Origin of the sequence: Chryseobacterium metallicongregator (genome assembly GCF_031324065.1) — a bacterium.
Lineage (GTDB): Bacteria > Bacteroidota > Bacteroidia > Flavobacteriales > Weeksellaceae > Chryseobacterium > Chryseobacterium metallicongregator.
Genome location: NZ_JAVIXS010000006.1, coordinates 32,777 through 46,952, shown reverse-complemented (window position 1 = coordinate 46,952; position 14,176 = coordinate 32,777). Strand labels below are relative to the sequence as shown.

The window sequence follows — 14,176 nt, the reverse complement described above, 5'->3', positions numbered from 1 at the left end:
AGTTCGCAAAATTTTTCTATACTATTTATAACTTTTCCGGTCGCTATGGCGTTTCACTCAGCAACGGAAAAGGTCTTCCCTCTTCTTAACGAAATATTCTTATGAACGATATATGAGATTAGCTGACAAACCTTTACGAAAGTCATCGTTAATAATAATTCACTATTGACTTTGCAACGCAAAAATTGACGATTATTTTATATCTTAGTAAAAACACACTATGATATTAGACTTATTGTTTCCAAACCGTTGCATTCATTGTAACAGAATCATTGATTCTGAACTTTTGGTTTGTGACCTTTGTTTTCATCAGATTCATTTTACACACTATGATTATTTTGAAAATAATCCGGTCAAGGAAAAATGCAGTTTATTTTTTCCGGTTGAAAACGCTTATTCTTTAATACAATTTGAAGAGGAAAGTTTAAGCCGGCAGATTATCCACGAACTGAAATACAGAAGCAGGGAAAAAACAGGAAAGATTCTGGCAGACTGGACTACAGAACGTCTTAATTTCAATAATAAAAAACCTGATTTACTAATAAATGTTCCTCTTCATCCAAGGAAACTCAAAGAGCGCGGATATAATCAACTTCATTTATTCACAGAAACTTTGTCTTCATTTTATAACATTCCTTTCAATCATCAATTAATTAAACGAAATTACTATTCAAAAGCTCAGGCTTTAAAAGACAAAAAACATAGGCTGGAAACCATTAATACATTTTCAGTCACCCAACCTGTTTCCGGAAAGCATATCCTCCTGATCGATGATGTTTTTACTACAGGAAATACTGTGTCATCGGTTGCATGGGAGATTTTGAACGCCGGAGACAATAAAGTAAGTGTATTGGTGATGGCTGTGGATATTTGATATGGGGTGCGAGGTACGAGTTTCGGGATGGTGAGATACGGGATACGAGTTTTGAGATACGAGGTGTGGAATTTTGGGCATGGATGATATTCAAAAATATTTCCAAACCTAAATGCATCTAAACTCTCTCAAACACCCACTTAATCTATTTTCATGATTCAATTCTTTTTCCTAATTTTCCGGAAACTAAACCACTATGCCAAATCTGCTTTTACTGCACGGAGCCTTAGGTCACAGCGACATTTTCAAACCTTATTTAAATACTTTATCCCAATATTTTACGGTACATACTCCTTTATTTTCAGGGCATGGAGATCAGGAACTTCCGGCAGATGGTATCACTATTGAAAAATATACTCAGGAATTATCTGAGTATTGTAAGGTGAACAATTTGACTGAAGTATCAATTTTCGGACATAGTATGGGTGGTTATGTTGCGCTTTGTTATGCAATGAGAAATCCTGACCGTGTAAATTCTATTATAACATTAGGAACAAAGTTCGACTGGACTGAGGAGCAGGCTTTAAAAGAAAGTAAGATGCTTAATCCTGATGTTATTCTTGAAAAAATTCCGCAGTATGCCCAACTTTTAGAATCACAGCACGGAACAAAATGGAAAGAACTTCTTCCGGCTATTGCTGATTTAATGATCGATCTGGGTAAAAATCCTCCTTTGGAAAATAATTTTGCCACGATTACTACCCCAACTCAAATTATGGTGGGAGATAAAGATAATATGGTCACTATTGAAGAGAGTATGAGAGTTTACAGAAGCCTTCCAAACGCAAAATTGGCCGTACTCCCTGATACAAAGCATCCTATGGATAAAGTACGACCTGATTTATTATTGAATTTAATAAAAGATTTCTGGAATCTTTCTTAAATTATCTCTGAAGTTTTTCTCCGTAGCTTAAATCTCCGGCATCTCCTAATCCTGGAGTGATATATCCTTTTGAAGTTAAATGTTCATCAATAGCTCCGACCCAGATGTGCGCTTCAGGATAAGCATTCTGAACCGTTTCAACTCCTTGTTTTGATGCAATGGCTGCTACAATATGAAGCTGGGTTGGATTTCCATTGGTTAGCAAATCTTTGATCGCTTCAATTAAAGAAGCACCTGTTGCCAACATGGGATCCGCTACGATCAAAGGTCTTCCTTCAATGCTTGGGCAGGTAAGATAATCCTGTTTGATTGAGAAATAATCATTGGCATCGTGTTTTCTGTAAGCTGCTACAAAACCGCAGTCCGCTCGGTCTAAATAGTTCAGAATTCCTTCAAACAAAGGAACACCGGCTCTTAAAATAGTTGTAATAACCGGCTGTACAGCAATTTCTCTGCTTTTTATTGTATCTAAAGGAGTTTGAATTTCAACTTCTCTGTACTCCAGTCCTTTACTGATTTCAAAAGCGGCAATCTCCCCGATTCTTTCCATATTCCTTCTGAATCTCATTCGGTCATGCTGGATAGTAACATTTCTAAGTTCGTTAATCCATTCGTTGACCAGAGAAAAGTGTTGCGATAAAATAGTAAGCATGAAAATTTTATTTTTAATTTCAGTTAATTGATATTAATTGCTGCAAAATTACAACTAAAAAACGAATTGAAAGATTGGGCTTAAAGAGAAAGTCTGCTCTGAAGATATAAAAAACTCCGGCAAGCAAAGCTTGCCGGAGTTTTTGTGAACAAAAGTTCTTATTATTTTTGTCTGAAATAAACTTCAATTGGAACTCCGGTAAACCCGAATTGTTTTCTCAACTGATTTTCAGTAAATCTCTTATATGGTTCTTTCACATATTGTGGAAGGTTACAGAAGAATACAAACTGTGGTGAAGGCGTAGGAAGCTGTACACAATATTTGATTTTAATGTATTTCCCTTTCAATGCCGGTGGTGGTGTCTGTTCGAAGATCGGAAGCATTACTTCATTCAGTTTTGAAGTTTTAATTTTCTTCTTACGGTCTTCATAAACCTCCATGGCTACTTCTACAGCTTTTAAGATTCTTTGCTTAGTTAAAGCTGAAACAAATAAGATTGGAATATCTTGGAACTGACCAATTTTATCTTTGATTGATTTTTCGAAATCACGCATCGTATTGGTCTCCTTATCCTCAATCAAATCCCACTTATTCACAAGGATTACAATTCCTTTTCTATTTTTCTGAGCCAATCCGAAGATATTCATATCCTGAGATTCCCATCCTTGTGTAGCATCAACCATGATGATAACGACGTCAGAATACTCAATAGAACGGATAGACCTCATTACCGAGTAAAATTCAAGATCTTCGTTTACCTTAGACTTTCTTCTCATCCCTGCCGTATCTACCAATACAAACTCATGTCCGAATTTGTTATATAAAGTCTGGATACTGTCTCTGGTAGTTCCTGCAATATCGGTTACAATATTTCTTTCAACATCCAATAAAGCATTGGTCATTGTAGACTTTCCTACGTTTGGACGACCTGCAATGGTAATTTTTGGAAGCCCTTCAAAAGGATCTTTATATTCTGTAGTAGGGAAATCTTTAACGATATCATCTAACAAGTCTCCTGTTCCTGAACCTGTAGCAGAAGAAAGTGTGTAATATTTATCAATTCCTAACTGATAGAATTCTGTTGCAGGAAGTTCTTCCTTTGCAGAATCTACTTTATTGATAACGATATAAATTGGTTTGTTGGATCTTCTAAGAAGTCTGTAGATTTCGTAGTCTGTGTCAGTAAGTCCTTCTTCTACATTCATCATAAAGATAATAGAAGTGGCTTCATCAACCGCTAATTGTACCTGTTTACGGATTTCCTCTTCGAAAATATCATCTGTACCTACATCATAACCTCCGGTATCAATTACCGTAAAGTCTACTCCATTCCAGTCTGATTTCCCGTAGTGACGGTCTCTGGTAACACCAGCTGTAGAATCTACAATAGCTTCTCTTCTTTCTAATAAACGATTAAAAAGCGTGGATTTTCCTACGTTGGGACGTCCAACGATTGCGACAATATTTGACATAAAAAATGTTTAATAATCCTTTTACTTTGCTCAAGGATATGTTATTAATGGGTTACTCCAACTTTTGGAGCCCAATTTTTTGCAAAGATAGGGTTTTATTATTTAACAGATGGAGGCCGGGAGAAGGAGGCTGGATTTTATTATCCATGGGAGAATTCATAATAATCACTCTCATTAAAATTAAACAGATAGTATCTATAATTCTCCTATTTTCCAGTAGAAGCAGATTATTTTAAAATTTTTATTGAAAAATAATTATTTGGATATCAATACATAAAGCGATCCACTCACCTATTATGTTAATTAATCTTTAATTTCGATTTTCATATTTAAAATAATTTCTATAATTTCGCGGCATAGAAACAGACCCATGGTGTAGCGGTAACACTACTGATTTTGGTTCAGTCATCTGGGGTTCGAATCCCTGTGGGTCTACATAGTAGGAGAAATGATTATTATTATCATTTCTCCTGTTTTTATTTTGTGACAATCCATTGTTGATCTGAAAAATATAGTGAGCTATAGCATTAATTCTTGTGGTTCGATAATGATTTTCGTCAAATTCAAGTTTTTCAGGAAAAATCGAACCGATAATTTGGCGCTTGACTGCAATATCCCCTTCTGTATAGACTTTCCAGATATTTGTAAGCGTTTCTAATGCTTTTTCCAGTAGCTTTGGTATATCTACTTTATTTTCTATCGGCTTATCATTTAATTGTGTTTCCAGTTTTTCAACCTGCTCTTTATATTCTTTTTTTATTTCAAGATATTCTTCATCGGTTATTACTTCGGAAAGAAGTTTATTTCTCGCCAGAGAAATCCTTGAATTCATCCTATCTATCTCATCAGATATCTTCTTTCTTTCATCTTGTGGAGTTTTTATAAACTTCTGATAGTTATCCAGAAATACTTTTTCCATAAGCTTTTTTGCAGGCTCAGTCATTTCCAATTGCTTTAATCCTTCTTCAAAAACTGAATTGACCAATTCTGCTCTATGGCGGAATCCACAAACTGCATTGCAATGATAATAGTAGTATTTGTTATTTCTCCCTTTTGAAGCGCTTGCCGTAATATTTTTTCCACATTTAGGACATACCAAAAACCCCCGTAATGGAAAATGCTCACCGGAAAGAATTTTAGTATTAGGCCGCTGGAGTCTCCTTTTACCATCCAGTATTTCTTGCACTCTGTTGAATAGCTCCTCACTGATTAAAGCTTCATGCTGACCATCTACAAAATGTGCTTCTTCATCTTTGTGTTTTTCTAAAAATACTTTCCCATAGTATATGGGATTTCTTATTGCCACATGAAAAGATGTTCTGCTCACCTTTTTAATTGTTAATTCATTTACCCTTTTTCTGATTTGATTAGAGGCTAATACCCCTTTTGAGATCTCATTAAAAGCCCAGCTCATTGCTGATGCTTCAGGTTCTTGCAGTACAATATATTTTTCACCATTTTCCCTACTTTTATTAGCATAGCCAAATGGTGCTTTTCCCATAACTCTTCCTTCTTTTTTTGCCCTACGCATTCCATAAAACACGTTAAGCGCCCTTCTGTCATTTTCGACTTCAGGCGCTGCCAAATAAATTGCGAGCATCATTTTATTTTCGGGAATAGAAAGGTCCAAAGGCTGGTCAACGGCCTGCGGTTCTATTCCCAATTTTGCAAGTGTACTTATCATTTGATATGCGTCCCCTGCATTACGGCTGAAGCGGTCCCATTTAGTAAATAGAATAAGGTTTGTCTTACAGCTTTTCTTTTTAAGTGTAGTTAAAAGTCTTATCCACCCGGGGCGGTTAAATGATTTTGCAGAATGGTCTTCGTAGATGATTTGTCCAATAGAGATATTGTTAGATGAACAATATCTTTTTAAACGATCCTCCTGATCTCTTTGTGAATATCCTTTGTCTGCCTGTTCATCAGTAGAAACACGGATGTATAAATCTGCTACCTTCATAATTTTCATGTTTAGTAAATATTAGAGGATAGCTTTAGAAATACATTATTCAGAACCGAAGTACTTTCTAATAACAGCCAAGGTAACAGAATAAAGAAAGTCCATGATTAATTCTGCCTCTTTCTCTGTTATTTCCATGCCTTCGTTTTGAAAGAATTCTATCACCTCCTCAATGGGTATTTTTTTTATTTTCTTATCCTCCAGCACTCTGTATAAATTTCAAATAAAATTATCAGCGAAATTGAATAATAATTTTATTCGGCTTTGAAGGAATGTCTATGTCTTTTAATGGCTTTATTGTAAAGCTCGTATTTTCCGCCCACAAAAGAATTGGAGGTTTCACCTTATCTACATTTCAATTGGATTATTATCCATCTACAGCCATAAAGAGATTTCATCAATCTATTCCTTTTCGAGCAAAGAGATTATTGTGATTGCAGTCATCACTTTGGTCAAGAATTAAAGCCTCTTGCTTTATTTCCAACATTTCTCTAAGGGGTTTTATGTTTATTGCCAGATGGATTTTTTCTTTCATATCAAGATAAAAAAAAGAAGCCCACGCCGTTGTATATTACTTCTAAAGTATTTAGTGAGTGCTTTTGACCTCACCCTGCGGGTGTACAAGCACCCTCATTATTTTTTTAGCTATCCAATGATTAATTCAATACCAGCTTTTTCCGCTTTATATTTTATTTTGGTCTGTAATTCATAGTAGCTCCAGTTGCGAAGCACAAATTCATTATCTTTTGCAATCCCAATCTTATCTTCCTGATTTTTAAGAATAAGTGTTCCCGCCTGTTGTTTGATGCAGAAATCGATAAGTTTCCGGCTGTACATATGAAGCCGATGGCTTACATATCTACTTTCAAGGTTCTCTGTTTTATACAATGCCTTCTGTTTGCGTTTGGCACCTTTTCCAGAGCGCGCATAGACTACACCGTCTTGAATCCTTTTTTGACTTGCCTGAATGGCAAGCCTGCGATATAAAAACTCTTCTTTTGAACCAATACTGATTCTCACATTGCCAGTTTTTGCTACGATAGGATGCTCCAAAGACAAGGAAGCTTCTGCGATTATTTCAGGTTGTAAAAAATGTTTTTCTTTTTCAAATTCAAATACTGCAAGCCAATAGATTTTTCCGTCTTTAAGTTGGATCTGTGATGTACAAAGCTTTATTTCACCTCTTAAAAGACGTTCCATTATAAGGCGCTTATCGGAGAAGTCTCTCCCTAAATACGTTTTAACCGGAATAGCAAACATGTTGAAACAAAATGCTTTCTTTTCAGGATCGTATCTCATTTTGCTGATGCATTTAACCGGGAGCGGAATAGGAATATCTTTTTTAAAGTTTCTCAAAGACTTTAAGCCTTGCCAGTAGTCGGCTTTTTCTTTAGAAAAAATAGCTTGAATCGTATTATTAACACATCCTAGAATATCAGTAGGAATTTCTCCTTTAAATCGGTCAAAAACCATGCGTGCAGTTGTGTTTGTTTTCGAACGGTCAAACATTCCCATCTGATCTTTTTTTTCATCAGCTAACTTGTATTGTATTTCTTCGGTGAGGTAAAAAAAATCTTTGATCATTTCCTGAACATACAAATGGGAAGCTATTAAGTTTGCCGCTCGGAAACATCTATTCTGATAACGGTAGAGCTTTCCCCACATTTCGTTTTTTTCATTGGAAGGAACGTCAATCAGCAGCTGAATTTTTCGGGTAAGGGTAATCGTTGATTTTTCCATTTCAAGTAGTTATTTCAGAGTTGTTTCGGTTCTGTAAATATTGATAAGCGTAAAGAAACTCCCGATGAACCTGCCTTTCAGAAAGTTTAAGTTCCTTGGCAATTACTATAAAAGAAGATTTTTGTTCGACCCTTCTTTTCATAATCTCAACCTGTTGACTGCTTAGTTTATTTGGTTGCTCTTTATTATCGGAAGGTTTTCCCTTTGGTTTTTCAAAAGAACTTCTATTAAGAATTTTCCGAAGATCATCTATCGCTCTGTTTACTTCATTACTTATGGCAGTCACACTGCTGCCCATTGCATCCGCAATGGGTTTGTACTGAAATCCATATTCAAGGCAAAGCTTAATCAAGTGTCTTCTTTTGGGACTTATTACATTTAAAACCCTATTAACTTCATCAAATTTCTTTTGATCAGATTCCTGACGGATAAGAAGCTCTTTATCCTGCATTGGATCATAACCGATAAGATAATCCTGATAGTTCTCAAAACGTTCAAGGGAAGTGGTTAAGCGGGTGAATTTATTTTTCGGAGCATTGAAATAAGATATACAATCTCTTTTTAAAACAAACCGTAAAAAGCCAAGGATGTGATTCGGAGTTTCAATGGAATCACGGTGTAACCAAAGTTTAAGGAAAGTGTCCTGCACAAGTGTCTCCACTACAAAATCATCCTGAAGCATTTGTCTGCCAAGCCAGAAAAGAAGTCTTTTGTAACGTAGATAGATATGTTCTAAAGAGGTCGGATTACCTTTTTTCAGCAGTTCATATAGCTGATGATTATTCAACATCCGGGGTAATGGTAATGAATCTGTTGGTTTCATAAGCAGTGTATTTTAGCTAATTTATTGCTGGAAGAAACTGCTTAGATCAATAAGATTAATTCACTACATCACCCATAATACTAACTCACCACATTTTGCCCAAAAGAAAGGCGTGGAACTCAACTTATAGCATTAGAGGCACTGGTATACCCGTGTACGATAAGAGAGCCCACGCCGCGGTCGTGAGCAAATTTACTTATCTTCTCGTACACATAAAAATTACCAGTTTTCTAATGCGAGATTCTAAGCAATTGCCTCAATATTTTAATTCTATTGGAATAATTGCATTATATTATCTACAAATATACCAAAATTATTTATGTAATCCAAATGGATTACATAAAAGTTATGATTTTTTGCAAAATTGCATTATGGCTGGACTCAACGAAGAAGATATATTGCTAAAAAATAAAATTGCTGATAGAATTAAGTTTCTTCGAGCTAATACTGGTTTGTCTCAATCTGAATTTTCTAAAAAATACGAAATTGACAGGCAAATATTAAATCGTTGGGAAAGTAAAAACAATAAAAGAGGGTTGACAATTTATACAATAGCAAAATTTTGTCATCTCATAGGAATTTCTCTAAAAGACTTTTTTGATTTTGAAGCATAAGAGAATAGAAAATTACTCTGAACCATTTTTTTTAATAAGATGAGAGTATTTGGGATTTAAAGAAATAAGGTCTTTATATGATTCTCAAGGAAAAAATAATCCTATGGATGTGTATTTTTCCAAAGAATTTGGAGCTACTAAACTAATTCCTCGATGACTAATTATTTTTTCAAAAGAAAAAAGAAAAAAGAAAAAAGAAAAAAAGAAAGCCCAAAATTTATTATGAAGATATTAAAAAGCAAGTTTATGATGAAAAATACGACCTGCAAGGTGGAGATTTTTTAGTATATCCTTTGGACCTGAACTTGCCTTTTTAATAATCTGATACAATACCTTTGTTTTCTTTTATGAATTTTTGCCAGCTCTATTGTGGCCTCTTTATATTTTTTCTTTTTTGTTGAACCTGAATATTTTCGGTATTATATTTTATCCCATGATTATCAAAATTCAATAATGAAAAGATTTCTAAACTGCTGTCAGGGTTTTTAAAAATCTCTTCCAGTGACGAAAAAGGAATATTATTTTCTTCAGAAACTTTTTTACAAATACTGTCAACTATTGCTATTATTTTTTCTTTAGTTGTATCAAATAACTTAGGCTGTTTAAATTTTTCAAACTGTATGGCCTTTATAATCGTATCCTTCACTGAATTGAAATAAATCTCTTTTTCATTTGTATACACTGTGATGTTAGATAGAACACTGGACAGTTTGTTTTTTAATAGTGAAACTTCTTTGGTTAACTCAATATTCTTTTGTTGAAGCTCTGTAATTATTTTAGTTTTGGATTGAAGAATTTCCTTATTTTTAAGCAGTTCTGTATTATATGACTTAAAAACTCTCTCGTAGTTTTCAATCGTTTTATCTGTTTTGATCTTCCTAAAGCCTAAAAAATTATTTTCCTTTACGATAAAGTCTTCAAACTTTTTAGAATTAAGCTCTGCCTTCATTTCAGTTATTCTATTGTTTAGCAGCAAAAGCTCTTCTTCTTTTTTTTGAATTTTAAATTCTATGGCTTCAAGCCGCCCTCTAGAGCCCGAAATCCCTCTATCCATTTCCAGACATTCAGCGGTAATATCCTGCATTTTTGAATAGTGAAATGATTGATGTTTCAACGTCTTTCCAGTTTCTAAATCCTGCCAGTCGGCTATTAAATGAGCATGGTAATTGGACTTCCATTCTTTAGAATCTTTATCATAATGTCCTTCATCTCTATGAATGGCAATTTGAAAAATTCTTATTCTTAGTTCTTCTTCAAGCCTTTTAGAAAGCTTATGCAAATCCTGCATCGTTGTATTTTCTTTAATTACAACTACAGCTTCACGAATTGGTAATGCATTCTTCTGTAACTTTCTTCCGGATTTGTCCTTACAGTAGGCTTCTATAGACCTAAATCTATCTGAAATTTTATTTTCTACCCAATATTCATTTTTTTCTGTAAGATCCTTTTTTATATAATCAAAAGTTTTTCTCCTGAAATTATGCGCTTCGGAATCTGTTTTAACCGCCTTAAAATTGATAGATGTTTTCACGGCTATAAAATAATCCACATAATCATTATTTTTAGATAATAAGACTTATTGGGCTTCTATTTTCACTTATTGGCTTCATAAAATAAATCCACATCGGTTAGATACGGATTTATGTATTAGTGAAAAATGAACTTGATACCAATAAGAGCATTGAGACATAATACTCAATAAAAGGGTGTTTTTTACTCTCCTACAGAGAATAATTCATCTAATTGAAAATTTGTATTTCTTAAAAAATACCCAGAGTCACTGCTACTTCTTTACTTTCTGTTCTTATTATCTTTTTCATTAAATGTATCATTTACCATACTCTCAATAATATCATTATATTTATTTTGTTGTTCCAAATTTGCACCATGTTCAGTATCTAAGTCATACCTAGTCTGAAAAGCACTATATTCAACAAAATTCTCATCATATAATTTTTGAAAATTATCATTAAAATCTTTTGTGCCTTTAATTTGGCTATTTATAACATTTTGAAGTTTATCAGCAAATACATGAGCAATGTCAAAATGCCTTTGTTCATGATTCAGGATATGACTATTAGCAATATATTTTTTATTAATCCATGATTTTTCAGGGTAAAATATCGCATATATTTTTATTTTGATCTTACCAGTCCATATTGAATTAGAAACAATTTTATAATCCATTCCAATGTATGATTCTGCACCTGTATTATTATCTTCCTCATGTGTAGGATGAGCGAAATCTTTAAAATCCAACTTTCGATCTGTTGACCATTGGATTGCTTGACTTAATAAAGTTTGAGAACTTAATAAAAAAACAATAAAAATTTTATACACCACATTATTATATTTTAATTTACAATTTAATATTGTTGAATTCTTTTAATTCAAAATAACAGTTCTCACAAATCAGTGTTATTCCCGCGAATTTTTCAGACTCTTCAGTCCAACCATCATTCTCAATTCTAATTTTTTCGCAGTCGCTACACCACGCCTGAAAATCATCATCTTCTTCCAACTCTATTCCCTTATAAGTATCAAATGCTTCTTCAAAACCTTTGGGCGCTTCAAGATCTAAATGTTGGCAGACAAATGCGGGTCTTGAATATCCATGACTACCACAATCAACTTTCTTCTGCTTCATCATTTTTACTTCTGATGAATATTCGCCAACGCCATTGAGGATTAACATATATTTCTCTAATTCATCACTGTTGACTCTATATACACCAATACCTTTCAAAAATTCTAAACAAATTGAAGACAATTCCCATCCGGCATACTCATCACTAGCGAAAGTTCCTGTATAGAGTTTTTCGTAATTATTTTCAATGCCAAATTTCTTTATTACCAGAAGTTCATTTTTATTCTTTTCAATGGAATGAGTGTTATACCAACTCCACATCCATGTCTTTGATTTTAAGGAATAGGTTCCTACTGGAATGTATTTAAAATAGACTTCATCATTATCATCATTATATAGCCTTAAGAGTTCCAATTCACTGTCATAAAACCAATTTACATATGAATCAATTCTATAAACGTCTTTGAAATCATCTTGGACCTTAATTAGTTTATTTAATCTTGGTTTACTATATTCTTCGTAATTCATTTTCTAATACTATAATACTTGGCTACATTAAGCACATCAATAACTTCTTAATTCAAAATTTCTTTTATCCATTTCGATGATTTTAAAAACCGTTTTGATACATCATCGCCCCATTCTGCTCCATAATCGAATCGGTAGATACAACTATCTTCATTCCTCATAACAGTCTCAACAACTAGTAAAAGTTCATTTTCATCTATAGATGATGATACTTCTTGGAATTTTCTATTCCAGGCATGAGTTGGGTTAGCACTTCTAGCTGAATCGAAAAAATGAATCAGTCGAACTTTAATTTCAAAGTCTTTCCATTGATCTTCTGAAATCTGCAAATTAAAAATATCATTAATAATCTTATAGCAACCCTGATTATTCACTACTTGGAATCCTTTCAAATAGTGAATTAACTCTACATCTGTTGCCAAAACTAATTTTAAAATCTTTTTAAAACAGATAATATCATGGTGAAAGTCTTTCTGAGATACGATGTACAAGATATTTTTCAAAGTTTCAAGCTTAGTACCAGCAGAACCTTGCCCTATAATACCACGAACATTTTCTATTTTAAGAATGTCCTCCAAAAAATTACTGTTGGGCGAAATAAAATAGTTCTCTCTAAGATAAACAGTAACATATAAAAAATCTTCCGGAGAGTAGACAATCATCCTATCCTTAACAAGCTTAGATATCAAATTATCTCTAAGTAAAGCTCCAATCCTTGCTACATACAATGACCTTAAAAAAGCATCATTAAAAACATTGTTATAGTTTAACAATTTTGGGAGAATATACTTATAACTTTTCCTTGTGATTTTTGAAGAAATTAATTCGTTAAACTTGGTTTCCAATTCAGCTTCTGTTTTCAATTGTTCATCCTTATTACTAGACGCCTCCTGATGCTTCAGAAGCAATAACTCAAACCAAGTTTGAATACTCATGAAATCACTTTTGGAAATATTTAATTCGTTAGCTAAAATTGTTGATTTTTCAAGTTCATCCTTCTTAAAAATCCAATATGGATTGTTGGTCATAATTTTTTGAATATAATACGGCAGGCGGTCTGACATTTCCTATCTGATCAGTATTGTTGCAAATATACCCATTTAATAAAATAGCACGGATAATAAACCCGTACTATAATTTTCAAGAACACATACTATGCTCTTCTATTCTTAATCTTCTATTAATAGACTTTCATCAAACCATATATCTTCATACCCTTTACTATCTATCAAAAATCTATTTCCTGCTGGAAGTCCTAAATATTTGATTACAAAAGAAGCATTGTCCAATAAATGATGGGTATGTGATGGGCTAAAAAAATCAAATTCTTCTGGATTGAAATCTTCGCCTGACCATATATACCAGCCATTCAGGGTTTCTGTACGCGGATGTCTTAATCCGTTTATTTGTAGAGAGGGATCAAAATTTTTCCCTAAAGCTATTAATGAATCAAGACTCACCAAATCTTTATCTTGCGAATATCTTCCACATATCTCCTCTTGTAACTTAAAGTATTTATTGTCTATCATATTTTGAGACTTAACACGGCAATGTGGAAGCATCTTCACCTATTTCCGTTTCTTCATCATCAAAGAAAATGTGTAAACGTTTCAATTCAGTTAACACATGACTATCCATAGTTCTTCAGCTCCTCGCTTAAGTCCTTAGAAAACTCTGTCAAATCAACAACAAATCCGGTTCTATCAAAAACTGGAAAAATATTAATTAAACAGCCATGATCAGCGATAAAATCAATAATTTCATCTTCTAGATCATCTAAGTCTAGCTTTTTAATATCGTAATTTTCCCACCCATTAACTTTACAAAGTTCTGCATATTCCTTCGCACTCCATAAAGGAAATAATTCTTCATCGTCAATTCTTGATACTATATAATCTCCGTTATCGTCTGTGAGAGTATAAAAAATCTCAGAATCAGCCAGTTTTTTTATAAAGTACTTATACCTCTCTTTCGGCTCTAAAGCAACAACGTTATCAATTTCTTTTTGATTCATTATTCATAGTATTCTAATTCTTCTCGTAA

Annotated in this window: 14 protein-coding genes, 1 tRNA gene and 1 pseudogene; 4 read left to right on the top strand and 12 right to left on the bottom strand. The window is 33.4% G+C overall.

Annotation, left to right across the window (positions count from 1 at the left end):
* Positions 1-220 precede the first annotated feature (220 nt).
* Both REB14_RS08750 and REB14_RS08745 read left to right on the top strand, forming a co-directional pair.
* Positions 221-874: a ComF family protein gene (locus REB14_RS08750; RefSeq protein WP_079243028.1), complete on the top strand. Its 654-nt coding sequence runs from the start codon at positions 221-223 to the stop codon at positions 872-874.
* 196 nt (positions 875-1,070) lie between these two features.
* A complete protein-coding gene (locus tag REB14_RS08745; protein ID WP_079243029.1) occupies positions 1,071-1,757 on the top strand; it encodes an alpha/beta fold hydrolase in 687 nt (228 codons plus the stop codon).
* A 1-nt stretch (position 1,758) separates the two neighbouring features.
* Here the strand turns inward: REB14_RS08745 and upp are convergent, their stop codons facing one another.
* On the bottom strand, positions 1,759-2,409 hold the full coding sequence (gene upp, locus REB14_RS08740) for a uracil phosphoribosyltransferase (protein ID WP_062676151.1): 651 nt from the start codon (positions 2,407-2,409) through the stop codon (positions 1,759-1,761).
* Between the two features lie 161 nt (positions 2,410-2,570).
* Positions 2,571-3,881, bottom strand: coding sequence for a ribosome biogenesis GTPase Der (der, locus tag REB14_RS08735; protein WP_034696809.1), 1,311 nt, complete (start codon positions 3,879-3,881; stop codon positions 2,571-2,573).
* Between the two features lie 364 nt (positions 3,882-4,245).
* On the opposite strand from der, the gene REB14_RS08730 reads away from it, so the two are divergent.
* Positions 4,246-4,316, top strand: a tRNA-Gln gene (locus REB14_RS08730).
* Between the two features lie 589 nt (positions 4,317-4,905).
* Here the strand turns inward: REB14_RS08730 and REB14_RS08725 are convergent.
* The 4 genes and pseudogenes from REB14_RS08725 to REB14_RS08710 all read right to left on the bottom strand — a co-directional run.
* Positions 4,906-5,841, bottom strand: a pseudogene (locus tag REB14_RS08725) (recombinase family protein); the annotation flags it as partial.
* A 45-nt stretch (positions 5,842-5,886) separates the two neighbouring features.
* Positions 5,887-6,048, bottom strand: coding sequence for a hypothetical protein (locus REB14_RS08720; RefSeq protein ID WP_309521990.1), 162 nt, complete (start codon positions 6,046-6,048; stop codon positions 5,887-5,889).
* 438 nt (positions 6,049-6,486) lie between these two features.
* On the bottom strand, positions 6,487-7,581 hold the full coding sequence (locus REB14_RS08715; RefSeq protein ID WP_309521989.1) for a hypothetical protein: 1,095 nt from the start codon (positions 7,579-7,581) through the stop codon (positions 6,487-6,489).
* Position 7,582: 1 nt separating this feature from the next.
* Positions 7,583-8,404, bottom strand: coding sequence for an RNA polymerase sigma factor (locus tag REB14_RS08710; protein WP_309521988.1), 822 nt, complete (start codon positions 8,402-8,404; stop codon positions 7,583-7,585).
* 233 nt (positions 8,405-8,637) lie between these two features.
* Between REB14_RS08710 and REB14_RS08705 the strand changes: the two genes are divergently transcribed.
* On the top strand, positions 8,638-9,018 hold the full coding sequence (locus tag REB14_RS08705) for a helix-turn-helix transcriptional regulator (protein WP_226798688.1): 381 nt from the start codon (positions 8,638-8,640) through the stop codon (positions 9,016-9,018).
* A gap of 364 nt (positions 9,019-9,382) precedes the next feature.
* Here the strand turns inward: REB14_RS08705 and REB14_RS08700 are convergent, their stop codons facing one another.
* The 6 genes from REB14_RS08700 to REB14_RS08675 all read right to left on the bottom strand — a co-directional run bounded on the left by REB14_RS08700 (position 9,383) and on the right by REB14_RS08675 (position 14,147).
* Positions 9,383-10,567 (bottom strand): plasmid recombination protein, encoded by a 1,185-nt coding sequence (locus REB14_RS08700; RefSeq protein ID WP_309521987.1) that lies wholly within the window; start codon positions 10,565-10,567, stop codon positions 9,383-9,385.
* A gap of 242 nt (positions 10,568-10,809) precedes the next feature.
* Positions 10,810-11,361 (bottom strand): DUF922 domain-containing protein, encoded by a 552-nt coding sequence (locus REB14_RS08695; RefSeq protein WP_309521986.1) that lies wholly within the window; start codon positions 11,359-11,361, stop codon positions 10,810-10,812.
* Between the two features lie 16 nt (positions 11,362-11,377).
* Positions 11,378-12,133: a DUF6882 domain-containing protein gene (locus tag REB14_RS08690; RefSeq protein ID WP_309521985.1), complete on the bottom strand. Its 756-nt coding sequence runs from the start codon at positions 12,131-12,133 to the stop codon at positions 11,378-11,380.
* 47 nt (positions 12,134-12,180) lie between these two features.
* Complete coding sequence (locus REB14_RS08685; RefSeq protein ID WP_309521984.1) at positions 12,181-13,161, bottom strand: hypothetical protein; 981 nt, start codon at positions 13,159-13,161, stop codon at positions 12,181-12,183.
* Positions 13,162-13,302: 141 nt separating this feature from the next.
* Complete coding sequence (locus REB14_RS08680) at positions 13,303-13,662, bottom strand: immunity protein Imm33 domain-containing protein (RefSeq protein WP_309521983.1); 360 nt, start codon at positions 13,660-13,662, stop codon at positions 13,303-13,305.
* A gap of 101 nt (positions 13,663-13,763) precedes the next feature.
* Positions 13,764-14,147 (bottom strand): DUF2750 domain-containing protein, encoded by a 384-nt coding sequence (locus REB14_RS08675; RefSeq protein ID WP_309521982.1) that lies wholly within the window; start codon positions 14,145-14,147, stop codon positions 13,764-13,766.
* Positions 14,148-14,176 lie beyond the last annotated feature (29 nt).